Source organism: Bradyrhizobium sp. S3.12.5 (assembly GCF_040548225.1).
In the GTDB taxonomy this organism is placed as follows: Bacteria; Pseudomonadota; Alphaproteobacteria; order Rhizobiales; family Xanthobacteraceae; genus Bradyrhizobium; species Bradyrhizobium cytisi.
Map to the genome: position 1 here is coordinate 286836 of NZ_JBEPRF010000003.1, position 23779 is coordinate 310614.

Here is a 23779-nt window from a genome sequence, read left to right on the forward strand (position 1 = left end):
CGCGGCCATAGCTTTCCCGTTTCAGAGCAGTCAGGTGCTCTTGAGGTGTGGAATGTCGTTTTTGCGGGCCTGGCTTGTCGCGGTGGTCGTGGGTGGCGTGTCGATTGCAGCCTCACTTCCGCTGGTGCTGTTGCCGCAGCCGGCCGCGGCGGCGCAGGCCACGGATACGATCGTGGTCGAAGGCAATCGCCGCGTCGAGGCCGAGACGGTTCGCTCCTACTTCAAGGCCGGCCCCAACGGGCAGTTCGACCAGGTGGCTCTCGACGACGGCCTCAAGGCGTTGATCGAGACCGGCCTGTTTCAGGATGTGAAGGTTATCAGGGCCGGCGGCCATATCGTGGTGTCGGTGGTGGAAAACGCCGTGATCGGCCGCATTGCGTTCGAGGGCAACAAGAAGATCAAGGACGAGCAGCTCTCGGCCGAAATCCAGTCCAAGCCGCGCGGGACTTTCTCGCGCGCGATGGTGCAGTCCGACACGCTGCGGATCGCCGAGATCTATCGCCGTTCGGGCCGCTACGACGTCCGCGTCACGCCTGAAATCATCGAGCAGCCGAGCAACCGCGTCGATCTCGTCTTCACGGTCGAGGAGGGCGCCAAGACCGGCGTCAAATCGATCGAGTTCATCGGCAACAGCGCGTTCTCGTCCTACCGCCTCAGGGACGTGATCAAGACGCACGAATCGAATCTGCTGAGCTTCCTCAGCAGCGGAGACATCTACGATCCGGACCGGGTCGAGGCCGACCGCGACCTGATCCGCCGCTTCTATCTCAAGAACGGCTTTGCGGACGCGCAGGTCGTGGCGGCGCTGACCGAATATGATCCGGACAAGAAGGGCTTCCTCGTCAGCTTCAAGATCGAGGAAGGCCAGCAATATCGCGTCGACACGGTCGACTTCCGCTCCAGCATCGCCAATTTCGACGCGATCACGCTGCGCAACTTCTCGCGCGTCAATGTCGGCTCGCTCTACAATGTCGAATCGGTAGAGAAGTCTACCGAGGAGATGCAGATCGAGGCCTCGCGCCGCGGCTACGCGTTTGCCGTGGTGCGGCCGAGCGGCGACCGCAATTTCGAATCCCACACCGTCTCGGTGGTGTTCAACATCGACGAAGGGCCGCGCACCTATATCGAGCGCATCAGTCTGCGGGGCAATACCCGCACGCGTGACTACGTGATCCGTCGCGAGTTCGACCTCTCCGAGGGCGACGCCTACAACCGCGCCCTGGTCGACCGCGCCGAGCGCCGGTTGAAGAACCTCGACTATTTCAAGAGCGTCAAGATCACCACGGAGCCCGGCTCGTCCAGCGACCGTTTGATCCTGATCGTCGACATGGAGGAGAAGTCGACCGGCGACTTCTCGGTCTCGGGCGGCTACTCCACGACCGACGGCGCGCTTGCCGAAGTCTCGGTCTCCGAACGCAACCTGTTCGGCAAGGGGCTTTTCGGCAAGGCGTCGGTGACTTACGGCCAATATGCCCGCGGGGTATCGCTGTCCTTTGTCGAGCCTTATTTGCTCGACTACCGGATCGCGCTCGGATTCGACACCTACTGGCGTCAGCAATTGTCGAACAGCTATACGAGCTACGGGGTGACGACGCTGGGCTTCTCGCCGCGCCTGGGCTTCGCGTTGCGCGAGGACCTGTCGCTCCAGCTCCGCTACTCGCTCTATCAGCAGAGCATCACGCTCGCTAGCGCCTACAACAATTGCAATAACAACGCAGCCAACACATCGCTGGCCTTCAACCCGACGCCGGCCTACATCCAGAATGTCCTGGGCGGGGTTGATCCGACGAATTCCACGAGCTCGGGCCTCTACGGTTACGGTTGCTATGGCGATGGCGAAACCAGCCTGCCGGTCCGAAAAGAACTGGCGAGCGGCCCGACCTGGACCTCGGCGCTGGGCTACACGCTGACCTACAACACGCTCGACAACACCAAGAACCCGACCGACGGCGTGCTCGTCGACTTCAAGCAGGATTTTGCCGGCGTTGGTGGCGACGTCACCTATCTGAAGACAGCGCTGGACACCAAGTATTACACGCCGCTGGTCTCCGAGATCGTCAGTGTGATCCATCTTCAGGGTGGCGTCCTCAGCAAGATCGGCGACAACGATCTGCGCATGCTGGATCACTTCCAGATGGGCCCGAACCTCGTGCGCGGCTTCGCCTCCAACGGCATCGGTCCGCGCGACATCACCTATGCCAGCTACGGCGCCACGGGCGATGCGCTGGGCGGCACCAAGTACTGGGGCGCGTCCATGGAGCTGCAGATGCCGTTCTGGTTCCTGCCCAAGGAGGTCGGCCTGAAGGGCGCGGTCTATGCCGATGCCGGCTCGCTCTGGGGTTATCAGGGGCCGACCTCGTGGACGGCCACCGGCGAGGTCAATACCAAGGCCTGCCCGACCTGTGGACTGCAATACGACGACAGCAGCGTGGTGCGCTCGTCAGTCGGCGTCGGCCTGATCTGGGCCTCGCCGTTCGGACCGCTGCGCTTCGACTACGCCGTGCCGCTCACCAAGGGCAAATACGACGTGGTGCAGGAGTTCAGGTTCGGCGGCGGAACGTCGTTCTAGCCGGCCAAAATCCGCCGGCATGCATCAACAAACACCTGCGCGCCGGTGACGACGTCGGTGTCGGCGGTGTTCTCGGTCCAGTGGTGGCTGATGCCGCCGATCGAGGGCACGAACAGCATGCCTGCGGGCATGATGGCCGCGAGCATCTGGGCGTCGTGGCCGGCGCCGCTCGGCATGCGCACCGATCGTCCGTCCGCCACGGCCTTGCTCGCCGCCTCGATCGCATCCTGGAAGCGGGAGTCCATCATGGCGGGTGCGCCCACGCGAATCCGCTCCACGTTCACGGTGCAGGGGCCTTTGGCATTGGCCTCGTCCGCCGTCGTTCGCAGCAGTTCTTCCAGCCGCGCGATCACGGCCGGGTTGTCATCGCGGATCTGAAACAGCATTTCGGCACCGCCGGGAATGATGCTCGGCGCGCCCGGATCGAGCGTGATGCGGCCGGTAGTCCAGACCGTACGCGGTCCGCACGCAGCCGGGAAACGCTGGTCGACCGCCACGCAGAATTTAGCCAGCGCGAGGCCGGCATCCTTGCGCACGGCCATGCGCGTGGTGCCGGCGTGGTTCTGCTCACCCGCAAAATTGATGCGGTACTGCCAGATGCCGACGATGGAGGTGACGACGCCGATCGCGAGCTTGCCGCTCTCGAGCGTGTCGCCCTGCTCGATATGCGCCTCAAGATAGCCGACGTGCCGTCCCGGCTCGGCAGCGATGCGCGCGCGTCCGGCAAGCCCCATGTCGGCCAGCGCGTCGCGCATGCTGCGGCCACTGGTGCGGTCGCGTGCGGCGTCGATCTCCGCCTCGGTCACCTGCCCGACATAGGAACGCGAGCCGAGGAAGCTGCCGAAATGACCTTCCTCGTCGCACCACGCTGCGACTTCGACCGCGCCTTTCACGGAGGGATCCGTGTTGAGCACGCGCGCCGCCTCGAGCGCATAGACGACGCCGAGCGGGCCATCGAGCCAGCCGGCATAGTTCTGGCTTTCCAGATGCGAGCCCGCCAGCAGCTTCGGTCCAGCCTTCGCGCTGGTGCCGAGGATATTGCCGATGCCGTCGATCGCACCAGTGAGGCCGGCTTCGGGCAGCTTCTGCACCAGCCAGTCCAGCGATTGCTTGTGCGGCTCGGAGAAGGTCGGCTTGTGCACGCCGGTCTTGTAGGCGCCCAGGCTACGCAGCGCATTGAGATCGGCGAGGACGCGCTCGCCATTGGCGCGTGGCTTGGTGTCAGGCATGTTCGGCAACCTTCAGCGCCTCGGTGCGGATCTCCTCGACCAGACGTTCCTTGAGCTGGACGAATTCCGGCGTGGTCTTGATCTTGTAGGAGCGTGGATGCGGCAGGTCCACATTGATCTCGGCCTTGATCCGGCCGGGACGCGCACTCATGACGATGACGCGGCTGCCGAGGAAGATCGCCTCCTCGATGTCGTGGGTGACGAACAGAACGGTCTTCTGGTCGCGCTCCCAGATGCCCAGCAGCATTTCCTGCATCAGGGCGCGGGTCTGGTTGTCCAACGCGCCGAAGGGTTCGTCGAGCAGCAGGATCTTTGGATCATTGGCGAGCGCGCGTGCAATCGCGGTGCGCTGCTGCATGCCGCCCGAGAGCTGCTTCGGCCAATGGTTCTCGAAGCCGGACAGTCCGACCTGGCGGATGAATGCGTCGGCGATCTTGTTGCGCTCCGCCTCGGACACGCCACGCTCGCGCAGGCCGAAGGCGATGTTCGCGCGCACGGTGAGCCAGGGAAACAGCGTGTAGGACTGGAACACCATGCCGCGATCGGCGCCTGGGCCGGTGACCTCGCGCCCGTCGAGCGTGACGCGCCCGCTGGTCGGACGGTCGAGGCCGGCGACGATGCGAAGCAGCGTAGACTTGCCGCAGCCGGAGGGCCCAAGGATCGTGACGAAGTCGTTGTTGCCGATGATGAGGTCGGTCGGCTCCAGCGCTCTGGTCGGCGCATTGCCGTGGCGTGCCGGGAAGGTTCGCGAGACCTGCTCGATCTTCAGCGTGGTCATGCGAGCCTCCATGGAAACAGCCAGGCGTTGAATGCCTTGAACATGAAGTCCGAGAGGAGGCCGATCAGCCCGATCACGATGATGCCGAAGATGATCTGGCCGGTATTGAGAAGCGCCTGGCTGTCGGTGATCATGTGGCCGATGCCGGAGGACGAGCCGATCAGCTCGGCGACGATGACGTAGGTCCAGGCCCAGCCCAGCACCAGCCGCAGGATTTCCGCAATCTCAGGGGCGGAGGAGGGCAGCAGCACGCGGCGGATGATGCCGCGGTCGCTGGCGCCGAGCGTGTAGGCGGCTTCCACCAGATCGCGCCGCGTCGCGCCGACGGTGACTGCAATCATCAGGATGATTTGGAACACCGAGCCGATGAAGATGACCAGCAGCTTCTGCAACTCGCCGATCCCGGCCCACAGGATGAGGAGCGGGATGAAAGCGGAGGCAGGCAGATAGCGCGCAAAGGAGACGAATGGTTCTAGGAAGGCTTCGACCGGCTTGTAGGCGCCCATGAGCACCCCGAGCGGCACCGCGATAATCGCGGCCAGCGCAAAGCCGCCGACAACGCGCCAGATCGTCATGCCGATGTCGTAAAGGAAGCCTTGCTTGGCCAGGAGGTCATAACCTTCCAGCACCATGGTCAGCGGATTGGCGAGGAAGGTCTTCGATACATGGCCGCCGAAGGTCGCCCAGGACCAGAGGGCGACGAACAGCACGAAGAACGCGAGGCCGTAGGCCACGCGCTGCTTCGATGTCACGGAATCCAGGGGACGCATCAACTATCTATCCGAATGGTCGATCAGGCTCCGGTCCCGCCTCGCGGCGGGACCGGCAGCTCGTTGAAGCTTACTTGATGAAGCTCGCGTCGTAGAGGTCTTCGACCTTCGGTGCGGCCTTGATGATGCCGATCTCGAGCAGAAGCTCGGCGGCATCCTTGTTGAAGGCGAGGAAGTCGCCCGCGAAGAACTTCTGGTTCGCGGCCTTGTCCTGCCAACGCAGGTACTTTGCCGAGTTGCCGAACGCCTCGCCGGTCTGCTTCACGTCGGCGCCCATGATCTCATAGGCCTTGGCCTGGTCCTTGGCGATCATCTCGAGCGATTCGAAATAACTGTCGGCCAGCGCCTGCGCTGCCTTCGGGTTCTCGGTAAGGAATTTCGGCGTGCAGCCGAACGTGTCCATCACGATCGGGTAGTCCAGCGTGGTCGCGATGATCTTGCCCTTGTCGGGTGCGGCGCGCACGGTCGACAGATACGGCTCGTAGGTCATCGCGGCGTCGTTCTGGCCGGAGACGAAGGCCTGCGCGGCCGCGGCCGGCTCGAGGTTCACGACGGTGACGTCCTTCACCGTGAGGCCGTTCTTCTTCAGCATCCAGGCCAGCGCGAAATAGGGCGAGGTGCCGGGCGCTGAAGCCGCAACCGTCTTGCCCTTCAGCTCCTTGATCGACGTGACGTCGTTGCGCACGGCCATGCCGTCGGCGCCAAAGCTCTTGTCGAGCTGGAAGATCTGCTTGGTCGCGACGCCGTTGGCGTTCCAGGAGATCCAGGTCTCGACCGTGGTCGCCGCGCACTGCACGTCGCCGGAGGCAATCGCGAGGTGGCGGTCCTTCTGCGGGATCTTCTTGATGGTGACGTCGAGGCCGTTCTTCTTGAAGATGCCGGCTTCCTTCGCCAGCGTCAGCGGCGCGAAGCCGGTCCATCCGGAGATGCCGACACCGACCTTGACGTCGTCGGCGAGCACGGGAGTGGCGGCCGTAAGCGCAATGATTGTCGCAAATACTTTCGAACTACGCATGATTGTCGTCCTCTTGCCGATCGATGGATTGACGTCCTGTTGATCTCCGTCGGTCTGTGGGGACCGTTGCCCGAAGCGTTGCACGATTTGTGCCGACATCGTTCTCTCAACCTCCCTTGAATCGGGCGACAAGGCGGTGAGAGTCACCGGGATAGAGCAGGCGCACGGCGGTGATCGTGCGCGCGCTGCGCCAGGTATAGCGGTCGATCACGAGACAGGGCGCGCCGACGGCGATGTCGAGCGCCTCCGCCGTGCGATCATCCGCGACAATGGCGCTGATCGTATGCTCGGCCTCTGTCCACGGGACATGATGAAGCAGCCACGAGCCCGGCGGCTCGCGCGAGAAATCCGCCGTTGCAGCATTCGGCACAGAGGCGAGATCGATCAGCCGGTCCTCGACCGCAAAGGGCACATTGTCGGCGCTGTGACGGCACGCGATCGAGACCACCTTGCCGGCTTTCTTGACGCCAAGACGCTCGCGGTCGGCAGCGGTCGCGACGCGCAGCTTGCGGCTGATCAACTCGTAGCCGTAACCGCGCCCGAGTGCGGTGATCTCGGCGCGGATGTCGGCAATCTTGAGCACGGCCGACTGATGCTGCGGCCGGCGGACGAAAGAGCCGGCACGCCGCCGCCGCTCGATCAGGTCGGCCTGCGCCAGCTCCGACAGCGCCTTGTTCACCGTCATGCGCGAGCAGCCGTAACGTGCGACCAGCTCGTGCTCGAAGGGAATGCGATGGCCCGGCGGCCATTCGCCGGTCAGGATACGCTTTTCGATATCGGCGCGGATCCGCTTGTAGAGCGTCGGCTTGTCTGCAGCATCAGTCGCGAGGGTCATGCGACGAGCCTCCGCACCGATGCATTGAAGCGTTCGCGCGCGGACCGGCGCAATTTGTGCTGCCCGCCTTCAACGACCTTGTTGCCGCCGGCCCAGACGCAATCGATCGCGCCGAGGCGTGCCGCAAAGATCCAGCCGTCGATCACGGCGTCTCGCGCGCGCCCCCCCAGCGACGGATGCGCGGCGTCGAGCGTGACGATATCGGCACGCGCGCCCGGCGCGAGGCCCGCAGCCGGCTGCGCCAGCGCCCGGGCTCCGCCCGCAAGGGCGTCGTCGAACAGCGTGCGCCCGGTCGAACGGCCGGCGCCGCCGGACAGCACGTTGCGCGCGCGATGCTTGAGCCGCTGGCCATATTCAAGCTGGCGCAGCTCGTCGGCGACGCCGACGAGCACGTTGGAATCGGTGCCGACACCAAACGCGCCGCCAGCGTCAAGAAATTCGCGTGCCGGAAAGATGCCGTCGCCGAGGCTCGCCTCGGTGACAGGGCAGAGACCTGCCACTGCGCCGGTCTTCGCGAATGCGCTGACTTCTACATCTGTCATGTGGGTCGCATGAATGAGGCACCAGCGTTGATCGACCGGGGCATGCTCAAGAAGCCATTGCACCGGGCGTCGTCCCGACCAGGCCAGGCAGTCCTCGACTTCCTTCACCTGCTCAGCGGCATGAATGTGTACCGGCCCGCCTTCGGCGAGCGGAATGATCGCCGCGAGCTCGTCCGGCGTCACCGCGCGCAGACTGTGCGGCGCGATGCCGATATTGGCGCCCGGCAATGCCGCAATGGCCTTGCGCGAGGCAGCCATCAGTGTGGCGAACCGATCGACCGAGCAGATGAAGCGGCGTTGACCATCGTGAGGCGCGGCGCCGCCGAAGGAGCCGTGCGCATAAAAACTCGGCAGCAGTGTCAGGCCGATGCTTGAGGCTTCAGCAGCCCCTGCAATGCGCGCGGCCATCTCGGCGGGATCGGCGTAGGGCGAGCCGTCGCGATCGTGATGCAAATAATGGAACTCGCCGACGCGGGTAAAACCCTGCTCCAGCATCTCGACATAAAGCAGTGTCGCGACAGCGGCAACATCGTCCGGCGTCATCGCTAGCGCAAAGCGATACATTGTCTCGCGCCAGGTCCAGAATGTATCGGCCGAGTCGCCGCGCAGCTCGGCAAGTCCCGCCATGCCACGCTGGAAAGCGTGGCTGTGCAGGCTCGCAAGTCCCGGAAGCGCGATGGCGTGGCGCTCGTCGCCCGCGGCCGGCGCCACGCCCGGCGTCACCTCCGCGATCGCGCCGGCGGCGATGACCACCTGCACGTCATTGGTCCAGCCCGAGGGCAGGAGCGCGGAGGTGAAATGCAGTCGGGACATGATGACAAGCCGGCTGGACAGAACCGGCTTACGATTATATGTCTAGACATATAAGTCAAGCATCCCAGGGCGCAGGGACTTCGCGAAGGGACAGTGGCATGGCAGAGCGCTTCGACCGGATCTGGCACAACGCCCGGCTCGCCACGATGCGGGCCGACCGTCCCGATCTCTGCGAGATCGAGCATGGCGTGATCGCCATACGCGGCGGCCACATCGTCTATGCGGGCGCGGCCGCAAACTTTCCGGTGGATGCGGACGCCGTCCAGCGGATCGATTGCGAAGGGCGCTGGATCACGCCGGGCCTCGTCGACTGCCACACCCATCTCGTCTATGGCGGCAACCGCGCGCACGAGTTCGAGCTGCGCCTGAAGGGCGCGAGCTACGAGGAGATCGCGCGTGCCGGCGGCGGCATCGTCTCGACGGTGGCCGCGACGCGCAAGGCGAGCGAAGCCGACCTGGCCGCGAGCGCGCTGCCGCGGCTCGATGCGTTGATCGGCGAGGGTGCCACCACGGTCGAGATCAAGTCCGGCTATGGGCTCGACACCGAGACCGAGATGCGCCAGCTCGCGGCCGCCCGCAGCCTCGGCCGTCAACGGAGAGTCTCGATCCGCACCTCCTTCCTCGGCGCGCACGCGCTGCCGGTGGAGGCCGACGGCGACAAGGATCGCTATATCGATTTCGTCTGCAACGAGATGCTGCCGGCTGTCGCAAAGGCGGGCCTTGCCGATGCCGTTGATGCCTTCATGGAAGGCATCGCGTTCTCGGCGGAGCACACGGCACGTGTGTTCGAGGCGGCGAGGGCGCTTGGGCTGCCGGTCAAGCTCCATGCCGATCAGCTCTCGAACCTCGGCGGCGCTGCGCTCGCTGCAAAATTCTCCGCGCTGTCGGCCGATCATCTGGAGCATACCGACGAGGCCGGCGCTGCGGCGATGGCGAAGGCCGGAACGGTGGCCGTGCTGCTGCCCGGCGCCTTCTACTTCATCCGCGAGACGCAAAAGCCGCCGGTCGAAGCCTTTCGCAAGCATGGCGTTCCCATGGCGCTCGCGACCGACTGCAATCCCGGCAGCTCGCCGCTGACCTCGCTGCTGCTCGCCATGAACATGGGTGCGACGCTGTTCCGGATGACGGTGGCCGAATGTCTCGCCGGTATCACCCGTGAAGGCGCGCGGGCACTCGGCGTGCTCGATGAGACCGGCACGCTTGAGGCCGGCAAATGGTGCGACCTCGCGATCTGGGACATCGAGCGTCCCGCCGAGCTCGTCTACCGCATCGGCTTCAATCCGCTGCACCGCCGGGTGTGGAGGGGCCAATGATGGAGCCGCGCGCAGCGATCGTCGTCAAGCCGGGAACGGTGAGCCTCCACGACCTCGCGCGCGTGCTGGCAGGTGCGCCCGTGATACTCGATGCCGCGTTCTGGCCGCGCGTCGAGGCGGCCGCGGAGATCGTTGCGAAGGCCGCGCAGGCCGCTGCTCCCGTCTATGGGATCAACACCGGCTTCGGGAAGCTGGCGTCGAAGCGGATTCCGCCGGACCAGACCGCGCTGCTTCAGCGCAACCTCATCGTCTCGCATTGCTGCGGTGTCGGCCCGGCGACGCCGGAGCCGATCGTGCGGTTGATGATAGCGCTGAAAATCGTCTCGCTCGGGCGCGGTGCCTCCGGCGTACGCCGCGAGGTCATCGAGCAGCTCCAGGCCATGCTGGCGCGGGGCGTGTATCCGCTGGTGCCACAGCAGGGCTCGGTCGGCGCCTCCGGCGATCTCGCGCCGCTTGCCCACATGACGGCGGTGATGATCGGCGACGGGCAGGCGATCGTCGACGGCAAGGCGGTGCCGGGCAGTGAGGCGCTCGCCGCGGCCGGCCTTGCGCCGTTGACGCTCGGCCCCAAGGAGGGCCTCGCGCTGATCAACGGCACGCAGTTCTCGACTGCCTATGCCATTGCCGGCGTGCTGCGCGCATTTGGCCTGCTGCGCGCCGCCCTTGTCACCGGCGCGCTGTCGGTCGATGCGGCGATGGCCTCGACGGCGCCGTTCCGTCCCGAGATCCAGGCGCTCCGCGGTCATCCCGGGCAGATCGCCGCGGCTGCGACCCTGACTGCGCTGCTCGACGGCAGCGATATCCGCCTGTCCCATCTCGAGGGCGACGAGCGCGTGCAGGATCCCTATTGCCTGCGCTGCCAGCCGCAGGTCGCGGGCGCCGCGCTCGACCTGATCACGCAGGCCGCGCGCACGCTGATCACCGAGGCCAACGCCGTCACCGACAATCCGCTGGTGCTGGTCGAGACCGGCGAGATCGTCTCCGGCGGCAATTTCCACGCCGAGCCGGTGGCCTTTGCCGCCGATACGATCGCGCTGGCGCTGTCGGAGATTGGCGCGATCAGCGAGCGGCGCATCGCGACGCTGGTTGATCCCGCGCTCAACTTTGGCCTGCCGCCGTTCCTCACCCCCGATCCCGGTATCAATTCCGGCTTCATGATTGCCGAGGTGACGGCCGCCGCGCTCTACGCCGAGAACAAGCAGCGCGCGGCGGCCTGCTCGATCGATTCGACACCGACCAGCGCCAACCAGGAAGACCACGTCTCCATGGCCGCGCATGCCGCGCGGCGGCTCTCCGACATGGCCGACAATCTCGCCGCGATTTTAGGCATCGAGCTTCTGGTCGCAGCGCAAGGCATCACGCTGCGCGCGCCGCATGCGACCAGCGCGCCGCTCGTCGCCGTCATCGCGGCCTTGCGTGAACAGGTGCCCGCGCTCGGTGCCGACCGCTATATGGCCGGCGATCTCGCCAAGGCCGCCGCGCTGATCGAAGCCGATGCGCTGCCGGCCGCGGCGCTCACGGCGCTTCCAACCGATCCGTTCCCAAAACTTGACTGAACAAGACTCGTCTGAAGAGGCCTTCATGAACCGCCGACTGGACAATGACCGCACCATCCGCGCCCCCCGCGGCAGCGACATCAGTGCCAAGAGCTGGCTGACGGAAGCACCGCTCCGCATGCTGATGAACAATCTCGATCCTGATGTCGCCGAGCGCCCGAGCGAGCTCGTCGTCTATGGCGGCATCGGCCGCGCCGCGCGCGACTGGGAGAGCTTTGACCGGATCGTTGCTTCGTTGCGCACGCTGGAAGCCGACCAGACGCTGCTGGTTCAGTCCGGCAAGCCGGTTGGCGTCTTCCGCACCCATGCCGATGCCCCGCGTGTGCTGATCGCGAACTCCAACATCGTGCCGCATTGGGCGACGCTCGATCATTTCAACGAGCTCGATCGCCTGGGCCTGATGATGTACGGCCAGATGACGGCCGGCTCCTGGATCTATATCGGCAGCCAGGGCATCGTGCAGGGCACCTACGAGACCTTTGTCGAGGTCGGCCGTCGTCATTATGGCGGCAGCCTTGCCGGAAAATGGATTCTCACCGCCGGTCTCGGCGGCATGGGCGGCGCGCAGCCGCTGGCGGCGACCATGGCCGGCGCTTCGATGCTTGCGGTCGAATGCCAGCCGAGCCGCATCGAGATGCGCCTGCGTACCGGCTATCTCGATCGTCAGGCCGCAACGCTCGACGAAGCGCTGGCGATCATGGCGGAGGCCGCGAAGACGAAGAAGGCGGTCTCGGTCGGCCTGCTCGGCAATGCCGCGGAGATTTTTCCGGAGCTGGTGCGTCGCGGCGTCAAGCCCGACATCGTCACCGACCAGACCAGCGCGCATGATCCGATCAACGGCTACTTGCCGAAGGGCTGGTCGCTGGCCGATTGGGAAGCCAGGCGGGCGTCCGATCCGAAGTCGGTGGAGCTTGCGTCGAAGACATCGATGGTCGAGCACGTTCAGGCCATGCTGGATTTCCACGCGCTGGGAATCCCGACGCTCGACTACGGCAACAACATCCGCCAGATGGCGCAGGACATGGGCCTCAAGAACGCCTTCGATTTCCCCGGCTTCGTTCCCGCCTATATCCGTCCCCTGTTCTGCCGCGGCGTCGGGCCGTTCCGCTGGGCCGCGCTCTCGGGCGATCCCGAGGACATCTTCAGGACCGACGCCAAGGTCAAGGAGCTGATGCCTGACGACAAGCATCTGCACAATTGGCTCGACATGGCCAGGGAGCGCATCAAGTTCCAGGGGCTGCCGGCGCGGATCTGCTGGGTTGGTCTCGGCGATCGTCATCGCCTCGGCCTTGCCTTCAACGAGATGGTGGCACGCGGCGAGTTGAAGGCGCCGATCGTGATCGGCCGCGACCATCTCGACAGCGGCTCGGTGGCAAGCCCCAACCGCGAGACCGAGGCGATGAAGGACGGATCGGATGCCGTGTCCGACTGGCCCTTGCTCAACGCGCTGCTCAATTGCGCCAGCGGCGCGACCTGGGTCTCGCTGCATCACGGCGGTGGCGTCGGCATCGGCTATTCGCAGCACGCCGGCATGGTGATCGTCGCCGACGGCACGCCGGAGGCCGCCAAGCGCATCGCGCGCGTGCTCTGGAACGATCCGGCCAGCGGCGTCATGCGCCATGCGGATGCGGGGTACGACATCGCGATCGACTGCGCCCGTGACAAGGGGCTAGAGCTGCCGAGCCTGACGAAGTAGCGGCGGCCTTCACTTCGCCGTTTGAAGCGCGGCCGTCTGCTTGGCGAGCTGCTTGTCGAAATCCTCCGACAGGCCTGTGGCGTAGGTCGCGAGCTCTCCGGGCTTGACGAACGGATTTGGCGTGGCGCTCTTGATCTGCTGCGCGCGCTTGTCCTGCATGCCGTAGACCTCGGGATGCGGCCCGAGCAGTACGTCGATCTTCATCGCCTTGGCCTTGGTGAAGGTCGCGCGGTAGTCGTCGACGATGCCGGGATAGGTCGGCTGGCCGACCAGCCGGTTCAGCGCCACGGTGCCGCTGCAGAAGAACAGCACCTGGCGGTCATGGTCGCCGTCCTTCACCGTCATCTCCCAGCTGGTGCAGCCCGGCGAATGGCCGGGTGTCTCATGCGCCGTCAGCGTGGTGTCGCCGAGCGTCACCTTGTCGCCTTCCTTCACCGTGCGATCGACCTTCACCGGGGCAAATCCGAGGTCCGCGTTCTTCTCGTCGCCCGGATAGTAGCCGCCTTCGAGCAGCGGCTTGTCGCGTTCGCCCGCGACAAGCTGCGCGCCGCTGTCCTTCTTGATCTCGGCAAAGCCGCCGGTGTGATCGAGATGGGCGTGGCTGTTGAGGATGTATTTGATGTCGGCGACCTTGAAGCCGAGCTTGGCGATGTGGTCCTTGATCATGCCGGTCGACTGCGGCATCGCGGTGTCAATCAGAATCAGGCCCTGCGACGTCTTGATGACATAGACGGCGATGCCGTCGGTGCCGACATAATAGATGTTGTCGATGAGCTGGAATGGCTCGAACGGCGCCGTCCACTTCACCATGACCGCCGCCAGGAAGTCCTTGATGGTCTGGGCCTGCGCGGCAGGTGCGAAGAATGCCAGCGCGCACAGCGCGGCCGCGAGCTTTCTCATGGATTGTCCTCCCGGTTGTTGTTGTCGTTGCGACCGCAGGTGACGCCCGCGGATCGACCAGGCGCACGCTAAATGCTGCGCGGTGGGGCAGCAACGGCCTGATGCTCGAAAAATTCTGCGTCATGCGCGGAATAACGGTCGCTGTCCGGTTTGAGCATGGCGGCGATTGCTGCACTGCGCCGATCGCGTTTGACCGCGTGCGGGCCGGCCGCCATACTTTGCCTCAAGACGAGCCAGCAAGGACTCGTCAGCACCGGGAGCTGAAATGACCAAATCATTGTCCGTCCTGACGGGGGCGCTGATGTCCCTCGTCTGCTTGGCTTCGACAGCCTTCGCGCAGCCGGCCTGCGTGACCCAGAACATGGCCGTGCCGCCGGGCGCCAACACCACCGACAAGGCGGCGCCGTTCTTCATCGACACCACCGGCCTCGATTTCAAGACCACGCCGCCGACGCGCGATCCCTCCAATCCCAACTATCCGCGCGCGACCGAGCTGCCCGACGGCACGCTGCCGCCACCGGGTGCGGAAGGCAATTTCATCATTGGCCCCACCCACAATCCCGCGCCCGAGACCATCGCGAAGGAGGGCGTGCCGCGCGGCACGACAAAATCCTTCACGCTCTCGTCGAAGGACAGCACGATCTACAATCCCGGCCTGATCCGCGACGACGTTGCCGGCTGCACCAATTCCTCGATCATGACGACCGTGACCGCGCCGGACGACAAGTCGAACATGATCGTCACCACCAGCCATCCCGGCATCTGGTCGCGCACGATCGACGTCTATGTGCCGGCGCAATACGTACCCGGTACCGAGGCGCCCTTCATTGTGATCGGCGACGGCGGCTCTGCCGCCTACAAGGATCTCCCGGCCACACTCGACAATCTGATCGCGCAGCGCCGCGTGCCGCCGATGATCGCGATCCAGATCGGCAATGGCGGGCAGGATGCGCAGGGCAGTCAGCGCGGCCGTGAATATGACGCGGTGTCGGGGGCCTACGCGCAGTTCGTCGAGCGCGAGGTGCTGCCGCTCGTCGAGCAGAACGCCGGCGTCAAGCTCACCAGGAACCCCGAAGGACGCGCGACCATGGGGCTGAGCTCGAGCGGCGTGGCAGCCTTCACCATGGCCTGGTTCTATCCCGATCTCTATCATCGCGTGCTGGCGTTCTCGCCGACCATGGTCAACCAGCAATGGCCGCATGATCCGTCACTGCGTGGCGGCGCCTGGGAATATCACAGCGCGTGGGCGGGACCGGCGGGCCCGAACCTGATCTCGAAGGCGGGCGTGCTGACGCCGGCCGAACCGCCTGGCGTGCCGCTGATCGTCGCCGCGCCGACCAAGCCGATCCGCTTCTGGTATTTCGGCGGCGACCAGGACCTGTTCTATCCCAACCCAACCATTCCCGACGGCATGCACGACTGGACCTTGTCGAACGCCGTGATGGCGAAGGTGCTGGCGGCGAAGGGTTACCACTACCAGTTCCTGTTCGTGCGCAATGCCAAGCACGTCGATCGTCCGACGATCGCGCAAACGCTGCCTTCGGCGCTGGAGTGGGTCTGGAAGGGCTATCCGATCCCTTGAGTCATCGCAGAAGGATCAGGCGAGGGCGGCCTGACGTTCCCGCACCGCCTCGCGGGTGCGATCGGCGCCACGCGGCTCGGCGAGCCGGGTGAAGCTGCGCTGGCCGGCATGCACGGGAGCCTCGACAATCACGCCTTCGCAGACGATCTGGCCGCCGAGCATCCTGAATTCGAGCTTGTCGTAGCGCGGCATCGTCTCGCCGGGCTCTGGCGGCAGCAGTCCGATGCGCCCCTGGATGTTCAGCGTGGCATCGCCGGTGCCGTGAAGCCGCGGATTCCACATCCTGATCCCGGTCCCGGCCCAACGTTGCCGGATCAGCGCGGCGCGATCGGCGGGCTCCACGGCCATTGCACGAGCCTTCGGCGCGTCGGCGATCGTCTCCTCTGCGACAACGGCCGGGACGGGCGTCTCATCGACGGCAACCGGTTCGGGCTCCACGGAAGCGACGGATGCGGGTTCGTCTTCCGTGACGAGCTCGGAGGGCTCGACCGAAACCGTCTCCGTCGCGACAGGCGCGATGAAGACCAGCTCCTCAAGGCCCGGCTCGACATTGGCCGGAAGTTCCGCAGATGCCTCGCTGATGATAAGGGGCTCAGGCGCCTCGACGGCTTCGACTTCGACAGTCGAGACCGGGACCTCTTCGACGACGTCGGGTTCAACATCCGTCGAGTGTTCCGCAGGCGGATCACTGCTGATGACTTCGGGCGCGTCGACCGTCCCGCTCGCAACACCAACCGAAGAGATCGAAGCTTCTTCCTCGATGACCGACTCTTCATCCGCAGCGCTACGCGCCACCTCGAGACTGCCGCTGTGCGGCAGAGGCCGTAGCCGGTTGAACGCCCATTTCACCGCAGGAATGCGGCTCAGCAACGATATCAGTCTCGAAAGCACTGGGAGTTGTCCAAGAGATACTCAGGCCGTAGGCCATCGCTGATTCGCCAGCAATGTGAAAAACTGCCCCGGCCGTCACACCCCTGTCAATCTAGGCGGGACCAATTGCAGAACATCTGCACAGTCTCGCGCGCCGCGGCGTTCATTCGAAATGCATCGATGCGAGTGGATCTTCGTTGCGATCGGGCTGGCGCGTTGGCACAAGCCGGATGGCCGCGTGCTCGGTCTTGCGGATGTGCGGATGCGCGAGGGCGTGCTTGCGGACCAGCGCCATGGTGAGCGCTTCGCATTCCGCATGCTTGCCGCCCCACGTGCAGTCGAGGCTTGACAACTGTCCGGGCCAGGCCCGCGCCGGGCCGGCGATCGCAAGCGACAAAATGATCCGCAAGGCCGCGACGATGCTTGTCTTTGTCATGGGACGCTCCAAACCGTTCTATCGAATGGATCGGGCGAAACGGACAATATTCCGCGTTGCCACATGATCGTGCGGCAACTCACGCGAGGTTTAGCGGCCGTGAGGCAGGCGTGAGGGCGTTCCCTTCGCGAACCGGTCCGGCGCGCGATCTGCTCGATCTGCCGACGACGCCGAACGTCGAGCTTTCCTACGTCATCCTTCCCGACTAATTTGAAAGTCCATGGGCGTAAGGACGACGCAATGAAAAAGCTTGCCGCCATCGCAGCGGTTCTGGTCTGGTCGACATGTGCACCGGCGCAAGACCGCAGCATTACCGTGGCCTCGACGACATCGACGGAGCAGTCGGGGCTGTTCGGCTATTTGCTGCCGCTGTTCTCGACGGCCGAAGGCATCGAGGTCAAGGTCGTGGCCGTCGGCACCGGCCAGGCGCTGGACATCGGCCGGCGCGGCGATGCCGATGTGGTGTTCGTCCATGACAGGCCGGCCGAAGACAAGTTCATGTCCGAGGGGCAGGGCGTGAAGCGTTTTGACGTCATGTACAACGATTTCATCATCGTCGGCCCAAGGAGCGATCCCGCAGAAATCGCCGGTGGCAAGGACGTCGCTGAGGCCCTGCGTAAAATCGCGGCGTCAAAGGCGCCGTTCATTTCGCGCGGCGACAAGTCCGGCACGCATGCGGCCGAGCTGAGATTGTGGAAGGAGGCCGGCGTCGATGTCGCGATCGGCAAGGACGGCTGGTACCGCGAGATCGGCCAGGGCATGGGCCCGGCACTCAACATGGCGTCGTCGTCGAGCGCCTACCTTCTGTCGGACCGCGGCACCTGGCTGTCGTTCAAGAACCGCGGCGAGCTTGCGATCCTGACCGAGGGCGACAAGCGGCTGTTCAATCAGTACGGCGTCATGCTGGTCAATCCGGAAAAGCATCCGAACGTGAAGGCGATGGACGGGCAAGCCTTCATCGACTGGCTAATCTCGCCCAAGGGGCAGGACGCGATCGCCGGCTACAAGGTCGGCGGCGAGCAGCTATTTTTCCCCAATGCGTCCCACTAGCAGGAAGGCGAGTGTCGAGACCGCCACGCTGAGCGCGAGCAGGATCAGCCCGAGCCCGAGTGCCAGCGGCAGGTCGCCCTTGCTGGTCTCCAGCGCGATCGCGGTGGTCATCGTGCGGGTAAAGCCACGAATGTTGCCGCCAACAATGATGATGGCGCCCACTTCGGCGATGGCGCGTCCGAACGCCGCGAGAAAGGCTGTCAGCAGCGAGGTCCGGCCGAGTGCGAACAGTAGGCCGATGCTGCGCAGCGTCGATAGTCCGTCGATCCGCGCAAGGTCGCCATATTCCGCCCACAGCAGGCTCGCCGGCCGGTGCACCAGCGCGACCACGATCGGGGTCGCCAGCAGCGTCTGTGCGATCACCATGGCCGCCGGCGTGAACAGCAGGCCGGCGGCGCCGAGCGGACCGGATCGCGACAGCAGAAGATAGAGCGCCAGTCCGACCACGACCGGCGGCAGGCCAAGCAGCGCATTGGTCAGCACGATGACGACCTGCCGCCCGCGGAAGCGGGTGATCGCAAGAAAGGCCCCGAACGGCGCGCCGATCAGCAGTGCGACGATGCTGGCCGTCAGGCTGACGCGCACCGAGAGGGCGACAATGCCGACCAGCTCGGGATCGGCTTCGCCAATCAGCGTGAAGGCAGCAACGACGGATCGTGCGAAGTCGTTCATCCGGCCTGATGCCCCGGTGCAGGGCCGAATGTCCTGGAATGGTCGATGTCGTGGCTGCGAAGTTGCTTCACACTTGGTCCCTGCCGTTCGTGCCGACAGGTTAGAGAATACAAGGTCTCCTCCGACGGGCAAAACACTCTGCCAACAGCGAGCTCCCGATTGTCAAGCCAGTATCACGAAAATATACCGCTTTACCGAAATTCGGAATTGGCGTATGTATCGTTCCAGCTTACCCGGCACGAGGGACGGATCGCGAGTCGTCCGGTACGTGGGTGAGTTGCGGTGGACGCCGGCGCGCGTCGGCACGCAGGGGTCGGGAGCAGGGCGAGCGGAGGATTGAGCCGAACCTCGTGAGCACTCGGCCGCGTGTGACGAACGGCGCGTGCTGCGTACGGCAAAACCGTGTGGTCCTGACTGTCGTCGCTACAGTCAAGCCTTGCGGAAGGCGGCAGCGGGCCAACCGGCTCCTCGTCGCCATCTTTTCGCAAGGCGACGGAGGCCAAAGGAATTCGGCTCCGGGGAGGGCACGGCATAAGCCGTCAAACCACTCGCGCAGGGAAGGTCGGGATGTCTCGGCTGCCCTGTACGCCGCTGTGCAGTTCTCCACTGCGCTACCCGCGCACAGCGGACCGCGGGTGCCAGCCGGCGCCCGGCCTTCCCTGCGCCCTCGGCAATCCCGGGGGCGAAAACGAGCCGCAAAACTCGGGCCAAAACGGTCGCGAGACAGCGAAATCATGCCCTTCGCGAGCGGAAAGGCGACTTTATTCTCGCCACGGATGCTTTAAGGAAGAGCCTGGATGCGGCGCAGCACTTTGGCGGCCGCGGATTGAAAGTCGGGTCAAACCGGGCACGCCGTAGTCGATTGCGGGCTCGCTCAACGAGAAGGACGTCAGGCTATGATCAATACCGTTGGCATCATCGGAGCAGGCACCATGGGCAACGGCATCGCCCAGATCTGCGCCGCGGCCGGGCTTTCGGTCGTGATGGTCGACATCTCCGATGCGGCAGTGAACCGCGGCATTTCGACCGTCGGCGGCAGCCTCGAGCGCCTGGTCAAGAAGGAGAAAATGTCGGCGGCCGATCGCGAGGCGACGCTCAAGCGTATCACCGGCACGACCGATCGCGCAAAACTCTCCGATTGCGATCTCGTCATCGAGGCCGCGACCGAGAACGAGGAGCTCAAGGTCAAGATCCTGAAGGACCTCTGCGCTGCGCTGTCGCCGCGCACGCTGGTTGCGACCAACACCTCGTCGATCTCGATCACCAAGCTTGCCGCCGCCACCGATCGCCCCGACCGCTTCATTGGCATGCACTTCTTCAATCCAGTTCCGGTGATGGCGCTGCTGGAGCTGATCCGCGGCTTGCAGACCTCGGACGACACCCACGCTCAGGCGCTTGATTTCGCCCAGCGCGTCGGCAAGGTGGCGATCACGGCCAAGAACAGCCCGGGTTTTGCGGTCAACCGCATCCTGTGCCCGATGATCAATGAGGCGATCTTCGCGCTCCAGGAGGGCATCGCGACCGCGGAGGAAATCGACGCCGGCATGAAGCTCGGCTGCAACCATCCGATCGGCCCGCTGGCACTGGCCGATCTGGTCGGGCTCGACACCATGCTGTCGGTGATGGAGGTCTTTTATAAGGGCTTCAACGACCCTAAATACCGTCCGGCCCCCTTGCTCAAGGAAATGGTCGATGCCGGCCATCTCGGCCGCAAGACCGGGCAGGGCTTTTACACTTACGGCGCCTGATTTGGCGCGGGCGGCGGGCTTAGCACCCGTCGCTCACTCCCGCAATTTGCGCTGCGACAAAGACGCCGCGTGCAATTGGTCCGACAATGTCGAACGGGCGGCTCGCGGGAACAACAAAAAACGGAAAACAAAGGACATGTCGGATCGACTGAAGGCCGAGCGGGAAGCTGCGGCCGAACGGCGGAACCTGCTAACCCTGAATGCGATCGAGCGCACCGGGATCACCGAGGAGATGATCGGGGAACTCGTCACCCGTTTCTACGGCCGCGTCCGCGAGGACACGCTGCTCGGACCGGTATTCGCGATCGTGCAGAATTGGGACGAGCATCTCGCCAAGCTCAAGGGGTTCTGGTCGTCGGTGGTGCTGATGACCGGCCGCTACCATGGCTCGCCGATGCGGGCGCATATGCCGCTGAGCCTGGTCGGCGATCATTTCGACCGCTGGCTCGATTTGTTCGAACAAACCGCGCGCGAAGTCTGCCCGCCGCCGGCGGCTGCGCTGTTCATCGACAAGGCGCGTCGCATCGCCGACAGTTTTGAAATGGCGTCGGCCACCATCGCCGGCCGCATCGCGTCGCCGCGTCACGTGCTCAGGTCCTGAACACGACTGGTTGCGTCGCGCTGTTAAAAGCGCCTGGCACCAATTCCAACATGATCGGTCTGATCTGCAAAATGATCATGCCGATCGCGCGGCATGACGTTGAAATGGCAAAAACCCGTTTGAATGCGTTCAATCGCGTTCAATCAAAGCGAGCAAAGCCATATTGATGCATTGCGGCGCCAATTCTTCGCCTTCATTTCGGCAGAGTTCCAGCGCCTGCTACCGTGCATGTCGCGCGCATCATTCAATATCACTTTATCATCCCCCGGCAGCACTGCGGAACCCGAAGCCGATGTGAGCGCGGAGCAAACGCGGCGAACATTGCTGCTCGGTGCACTCGCCACCACCGCCTGTCTCGGCTGTTCCGCGCCAGCGCGTGCGGGCGAAGATCCGCCCGGCTCCGACGAACGTCCGCAGAAGGGCGACATGCTCGTGTTCTCCGAAGGCGATCACGAAGGAAAGCTCATCAAACCGGCTGATCTGACGGCTGGCGGCCCGCCGGTGCATGCCTGGCCGCAGGATCCCAAGACATCGGTGGTGCGCAATGCCTCGCGGCTCAACGAGATCCTGATCATCCGGCTCGATGCTGCCGAGCTCGACGAGCAAACGCGCGCGCGTGCCGTCGACGGCATCATCGCCTATTCGGCGATCTGCTCCCATGCCGGCTGTCCCGTCACCGCCTGGGTCAAGAGCGATGTCGGCGACAAGGAGGTGTTCAAATGCATGTGCCACAACTCCGAATACGATCCCCGCGCCAGCGCGCAGGTGGTGTTCGGGCCGGCGCCGCGGCGGCTCGCCGCGCTGCCGCTTGCGCTCGCTGACGGTTCGCTCAGCGTCGCGGGTGGATTCATCGGAAAGGTAGGTGGCGCGCAGCCGGGATGATGGACGTGCGGGTCGTGCCCGCGTCACAAGAGGCCGCATCCGCCGAGGGGCGGACGTCGGGACGAACGACAAGAATTCAAAACAAGAATTCAAACGGATGAAAAAGGGGAACGTCCATGAAAACGTCGAAGAAAACGTCCATCACCAGGAAGCAAATACTGCTGTCCGGCTTCGTCGCCTTCACGTGCCTTGTCTCGACCGCTGCAATCGCCGGACCGATCGAGAGCTACGCGCCCGTCACCCAGCAACGCCTCGAGAATCCGGAGCCAGGCAACTGGATGCTCTATCGGCGCACCTATGACGGGCAGGGCTATAGCCCGCTCGACCAGATCAACACCTCCAACGTTAGGGATCTCGCGCCGGTCTGGACGTTTGCCACCGGCGTGGTCGAAGGCCATGAGGCGCCGCCGATCGTCAACAATGGCGTGATGTTCGTGGCAACGCCGATGGGGCAGGTGATCGCGCTGAACGCGAAAACCGGCGATGAATACTGGCGCTACAAGCGGCAGCTCCCGGATGATCTGTTCCAGCTGCATCCGACCAGCCGCGGCGTTGGCCTGTGGGAGGACAAGCTCTATCTCGCCACCACCGACGACCACGTCGTCGCGCTCGATGCCAAGACCGGCAAGGTGGTGTGGGACACCAAGGTGCAGGATTACAAGAAGGGTCAATACATGACCCTGATGCCGCTGGTCGTCGATGGCAAGGTCATCGTCGGCGGCTCCGGCGGCGAGTTCGGCGTGCGCGGCTATGTCGCCGCCTTCGACGCCAAGGACGGCAAGGAGCTGTGGCGGACCTTCACCATTCCCGGCGAAGGCGAGCCCGGCCACGACACATGGCAGGGCGACGACTGGAAGAATGGCGGCGGCTCGGCCTGGATGACCGGGACCTACGACAAGGAGACCAAGACGGTCTATTGGGGCGTCGGCAACGCCGCGCCGTGGCCCGGCGAGATGCATCCCGGCGACAATCTCTACACCTCGTCGGTGCTTGCGCTCGATCCCGGCAACGGCAAGATCAAGACCTATCACCAGTACCACCAGAACGATTCCTGGGACTGGGACGAGGTCGATGCGCCGATGCTGATCGACCTGCAGCGTGACGGCCGCAGCATCAAGAGCCTGGTTCATCCGGGCCGCGACGCAATCTTCTGGGTGCTCGAGCGCACACCGACCAAGATCAACTACGTTGCCGGCTGGCCGTTCGTCTCGACCGACGTCTGGAAGGGCATCGACGAGAACGGCAAGCCGATCCTCGATCCCGCGCACAAGCCGGTGGTCGGCAAGCGCGTCGAGTTCTGTCCGTCACTGTGGGGCGGCAAGGACTGGCCGTCGGCGGCCTACAGCCAGAAGACCGGCCTCGTCTATGTTCCCGCCAACGAGAATTTCTGCGGCGGCTTCACCGGCGAGAAGATCGCGCTCAAGCCAGGGGAGCTCTGGCTCGGCACCAAGCCGGAGGATATCGGCCTGAAGACCAAGCCGGGCGCCGATCATTTCGGCGAGATCCAGGCCTGGGATCCCGCGACCGGCAAGAAGGTGTGGCAGCACAACTTCCCGAAATCGCAGATGTTCGGTTCGGTCACGGCAACCGCGGGCGATCTCGTCTTCGCCGGCGGCACCAACGACCGCAACTTCCGCGCCTTCAACGCCAAGACCGGCGAGCAGTTGTGGGAGCAGAAGACCAACTCCGGCATCATGGGCATGCCGATGTCCTATGAGATCGACGGCACGCAATACATCGCGATCCAGTCGGGCTGGGGCGTGGACGCGCAGCGCATCCAGGACGCGCTCGCGACCAACAATATCGGCATCGAGTCCAACGTGCCGCAAGGCGGCGTGATCTGGGTGTTCGCACTGAAGAAATAAGCTCCGCAGGCGGATCGAAGACGGCGGAGCGAGTGGGGGCAAATGCGGCGGACGGCA

General features: G+C 64.7%; 21 protein-coding genes. 10 read left to right on the top strand and 11 right to left on the bottom strand.

Annotated elements, in window-relative coordinates:
* The first annotated feature begins 52 nt into the window (after positions 1-52).
* A complete protein-coding gene (gene bamA, locus ABIC09_RS05430; RefSeq protein WP_354108631.1) occupies positions 53-2569 on the top strand; it encodes an outer membrane protein assembly factor BamA in 2517 nt (838 codons plus the stop codon).
* Here the strand turns inward: bamA and ABIC09_RS05435 are convergent.
* The 6 genes from ABIC09_RS05435 to ABIC09_RS05460 all read right to left on the bottom strand — a co-directional run bounded on the left by ABIC09_RS05435 (position 2566) and on the right by ABIC09_RS05460 (position 8551).
* Positions 2566-3798, bottom strand: a complete 1233-nt coding sequence (locus tag ABIC09_RS05435; protein WP_354108632.1) for a Zn-dependent hydrolase — start codon at positions 3796-3798, stop codon at positions 2566-2568. The genes bamA and ABIC09_RS05435 overlap by 4 nt on opposite strands.
* Positions 3791-4576, bottom strand: a complete 786-nt coding sequence (locus ABIC09_RS05440) for an ABC transporter ATP-binding protein (RefSeq protein WP_354108633.1) — start codon at positions 4574-4576, stop codon at positions 3791-3793. Before ABIC09_RS05440 ends, ABIC09_RS05435 begins: the two co-directional genes overlap by 8 nt.
* Positions 4573-5346, bottom strand: a complete 774-nt coding sequence (locus ABIC09_RS05445) for an ABC transporter permease (protein ID WP_354108691.1) — start codon at positions 5344-5346, stop codon at positions 4573-4575. The genes ABIC09_RS05440 and ABIC09_RS05445 overlap by 4 nt, the downstream gene beginning before the upstream one ends.
* 70 nt (positions 5347-5416) lie before the next feature.
* Positions 5417-6361 (bottom strand): ABC transporter substrate-binding protein, encoded by a 945-nt coding sequence (locus ABIC09_RS05450; RefSeq protein WP_148756008.1) that lies wholly within the window; start codon positions 6359-6361, stop codon positions 5417-5419.
* Between the two features lie 106 nt (positions 6362-6467).
* On the bottom strand, positions 6468-7196 hold the full coding sequence (gene hutC / locus ABIC09_RS05455) for a histidine utilization transcriptional repressor HutC (protein ID WP_354108634.1): 729 nt from the start codon (positions 7194-7196) through the stop codon (positions 6468-6470).
* Positions 7193-8551, bottom strand: a complete 1359-nt coding sequence (locus ABIC09_RS05460; RefSeq protein WP_354108635.1) for a formimidoylglutamate deiminase — start codon at positions 8549-8551, stop codon at positions 7193-7195. The genes hutC and ABIC09_RS05460 overlap by 4 nt, the downstream gene beginning before the upstream one ends.
* Before the next feature lie 98 nt (positions 8552-8649).
* Here ABIC09_RS05460 and hutI point away from each other — a divergent pair, with 98 nt between their 5' ends.
* From hutI to hutU, 3 genes are read left to right on the top strand one after another with little or no spacing between them, the layout of a single operon-like run.
* Positions 8650-9864, top strand: coding sequence for an imidazolonepropionase (gene hutI / locus ABIC09_RS05465; protein ID WP_354108636.1), 1215 nt, complete (start codon positions 8650-8652; stop codon positions 9862-9864).
* Positions 9861-11420, top strand: coding sequence for a histidine ammonia-lyase (gene hutH / locus ABIC09_RS05470; RefSeq protein WP_354108637.1), 1560 nt, complete (start codon positions 9861-9863; stop codon positions 11418-11420). The genes hutI and hutH overlap by 4 nt, the downstream gene beginning before the upstream one ends.
* Before the next feature lie 25 nt (positions 11421-11445).
* The gene (hutU, locus tag ABIC09_RS05475; protein WP_354108638.1) at positions 11446-13116 is read left to right on the top strand and encodes a urocanate hydratase; all 1671 of its coding nucleotides are present in this window, start codon (positions 11446-11448) and stop codon (positions 13114-13116) included.
* 9 nt (positions 13117-13125) lie between these two features.
* Here hutU and blaBJP read toward each other — a convergent pair whose 3' ends face one another.
* Both blaBJP and ABIC09_RS05485 read right to left on the bottom strand, forming a co-directional pair.
* Positions 13126-14016, bottom strand: coding sequence for a BJP family subclass B3 metallo-beta-lactamase (gene blaBJP, locus ABIC09_RS05480; RefSeq protein ID WP_354108639.1), 891 nt, complete (start codon positions 14014-14016; stop codon positions 13126-13128).
* 68 nt (positions 14017-14084) lie between these two features.
* Positions 14085-14231 (bottom strand): hypothetical protein, encoded by a 147-nt coding sequence (locus tag ABIC09_RS05485; protein ID WP_354035381.1) that lies wholly within the window; start codon positions 14229-14231, stop codon positions 14085-14087.
* Positions 14232-14281: 50 nt separating this feature from the next.
* Between ABIC09_RS05485 and ABIC09_RS05490 the strand changes: the two genes are divergently transcribed.
* Positions 14282-15598: an alpha/beta hydrolase gene (locus ABIC09_RS05490; RefSeq protein ID WP_354083312.1), complete on the top strand. Its 1317-nt coding sequence runs from the start codon at positions 14282-14284 to the stop codon at positions 15596-15598.
* Positions 15599-15613: 15 nt separating this feature from the next.
* Here the strand turns inward: ABIC09_RS05490 and ABIC09_RS05495 are convergent, their stop codons facing one another.
* Positions 15614-16468, bottom strand: a complete 855-nt coding sequence (locus ABIC09_RS05495) for a hypothetical protein (protein ID WP_354108640.1) — start codon at positions 16466-16468, stop codon at positions 15614-15616.
* A 163-nt stretch (positions 16469-16631) separates the two neighbouring features.
* A complete protein-coding gene (locus ABIC09_RS05500) occupies positions 16632-16904 on the bottom strand; it encodes a hypothetical protein (protein ID WP_354108641.1) in 273 nt (90 codons plus the stop codon).
* A gap of 240 nt (positions 16905-17144) precedes the next feature.
* Between ABIC09_RS05500 and ABIC09_RS05505 the strand changes: the two genes are divergently transcribed.
* Positions 17145-17954 carry an ABC transporter substrate-binding protein gene (locus ABIC09_RS05505; protein WP_354108642.1) on the top strand — a complete coding sequence of 270 codons (810 nt, stop codon included), beginning with the start codon at positions 17145-17147 and terminating at the stop codon, positions 17952-17954.
* Here ABIC09_RS05505 and ABIC09_RS05510 read toward each other — a convergent pair.
* On the bottom strand, positions 17928-18626 hold the full coding sequence (locus ABIC09_RS05510; protein ID WP_148756019.1) for an ABC transporter permease: 699 nt from the start codon (positions 18624-18626) through the stop codon (positions 17928-17930). The two genes, ABIC09_RS05505 and ABIC09_RS05510, sit on opposite strands and share 27 nt — an antisense overlap.
* 896 nt (positions 18627-19522) lie before the next feature.
* On the opposite strand from ABIC09_RS05510, the gene ABIC09_RS05515 reads away from it, so the two are divergent.
* The 4 genes from ABIC09_RS05515 to ABIC09_RS05530 all read left to right on the top strand — a co-directional run bounded on the left by ABIC09_RS05515 (position 19523) and on the right by ABIC09_RS05530 (position 23722).
* Positions 19523-20374, top strand: coding sequence for a 3-hydroxybutyryl-CoA dehydrogenase (locus ABIC09_RS05515; protein ID WP_354108643.1), 852 nt, complete (start codon positions 19523-19525; stop codon positions 20372-20374).
* 136 nt (positions 20375-20510) lie between these two features.
* Positions 20511-20975, top strand: coding sequence for a group III truncated hemoglobin (locus tag ABIC09_RS05520; RefSeq protein ID WP_354108644.1), 465 nt, complete (start codon positions 20511-20513; stop codon positions 20973-20975).
* A 228-nt stretch (positions 20976-21203) separates the two neighbouring features.
* Positions 21204-21857, top strand: coding sequence for a QcrA and Rieske domain-containing protein (locus ABIC09_RS05525; RefSeq protein WP_148756022.1), 654 nt, complete (start codon positions 21204-21206; stop codon positions 21855-21857).
* A 116-nt stretch (positions 21858-21973) separates the two neighbouring features.
* Entirely contained in the window at positions 21974-23722 is a 1749-nt protein-coding gene (locus ABIC09_RS05530) for a methanol/ethanol family PQQ-dependent dehydrogenase (RefSeq protein ID WP_354108645.1), read from the top strand.
* The last annotated feature ends 57 nt before the right edge of the window (positions 23723-23779 follow it).

What these genes read in the sequence shown, in the direction of transcription:
- hutH (WP_354108637.1), top strand. Translation starts at nt 9,861, where the DNA reads ATGATGGAGCCGCGCGCAGCGATCGTCGTCAAGCCGGGAACGGTGAGC.
- hutC (WP_354108634.1), bottom strand. Translation starts at nt 7,196, where the DNA reads ATGACCCTCGCGACTGATGCTGCAGACAAGCCGACGCTCTACAAGCGG.
- ABIC09_RS05525 (WP_148756022.1), top strand. Translation starts at nt 21,204, where the DNA reads ATGTCGCGCGCATCATTCAATATCACTTTATCATCCCCCGGCAGCACT.
- ABIC09_RS05530 (WP_354108645.1), top strand. Translation starts at nt 21,974, where the DNA reads ATGAAAACGTCGAAGAAAACGTCCATCACCAGGAAGCAAATACTGCTG.
- blaBJP (WP_354108639.1), bottom strand. Translation starts at nt 14,016, where the DNA reads ATGAGAAAGCTCGCGGCCGCGCTGTGCGCGCTGGCATTCTTCGCACCT.
- ABIC09_RS05490 (WP_354083312.1), top strand. Translation starts at nt 14,282, where the DNA reads ATGACCAAATCATTGTCCGTCCTGACGGGGGCGCTGATGTCCCTCGTC.
- ABIC09_RS05450 (WP_148756008.1), bottom strand. Translation starts at nt 6,361, where the DNA reads ATGCGTAGTTCGAAAGTATTTGCGACAATCATTGCGCTTACGGCCGCC.
- ABIC09_RS05505 (WP_354108642.1), top strand. Translation starts at nt 17,145, where the DNA reads ATGAAAAAGCTTGCCGCCATCGCAGCGGTTCTGGTCTGGTCGACATGT.
- ABIC09_RS05500 (WP_354108641.1), bottom strand. Translation starts at nt 16,904, where the DNA reads ATGACAAAGACAAGCATCGTCGCGGCCTTGCGGATCATTTTGTCGCTT.
- bamA (WP_354108631.1), top strand. Translation starts at nt 53, where the DNA reads ATGTCGTTTTTGCGGGCCTGGCTTGTCGCGGTGGTCGTGGGTGGCGTG.
- ABIC09_RS05460 (WP_354108635.1), bottom strand. Translation starts at nt 8,551, where the DNA reads ATGTCCCGACTGCATTTCACCTCCGCGCTCCTGCCCTCGGGCTGGACC.
- ABIC09_RS05485 (WP_354035381.1), bottom strand. Translation starts at nt 14,231, where the DNA reads ATGGCGGCCGGCCCGCACGCGGTCAAACGCGATCGGCGCAGTGCAGCA.
- ABIC09_RS05515 (WP_354108643.1), top strand. Translation starts at nt 19,523, where the DNA reads ATGATCAATACCGTTGGCATCATCGGAGCAGGCACCATGGGCAACGGC.
- hutU (WP_354108638.1), top strand. Translation starts at nt 11,446, where the DNA reads ATGAACCGCCGACTGGACAATGACCGCACCATCCGCGCCCCCCGCGGC.
- ABIC09_RS05445 (WP_354108691.1), bottom strand. Translation starts at nt 5,346, where the DNA reads ATGCGTCCCCTGGATTCCGTGACATCGAAGCAGCGCGTGGCCTACGGC.
- ABIC09_RS05440 (WP_354108633.1), bottom strand. Translation starts at nt 4,576, where the DNA reads ATGACCACGCTGAAGATCGAGCAGGTCTCGCGAACCTTCCCGGCACGC.
- hutI (WP_354108636.1), top strand. Translation starts at nt 8,650, where the DNA reads ATGGCAGAGCGCTTCGACCGGATCTGGCACAACGCCCGGCTCGCCACG.
- ABIC09_RS05435 (WP_354108632.1), bottom strand. Translation starts at nt 3,798, where the DNA reads ATGCCTGACACCAAGCCACGCGCCAATGGCGAGCGCGTCCTCGCCGAT.
- ABIC09_RS05510 (WP_148756019.1), bottom strand. Translation starts at nt 18,626, where the DNA reads ATGAACGACTTCGCACGATCCGTCGTTGCTGCCTTCACGCTGATTGGC.
- ABIC09_RS05520 (WP_354108644.1), top strand. Translation starts at nt 20,511, where the DNA reads ATGTCGGATCGACTGAAGGCCGAGCGGGAAGCTGCGGCCGAACGGCGG.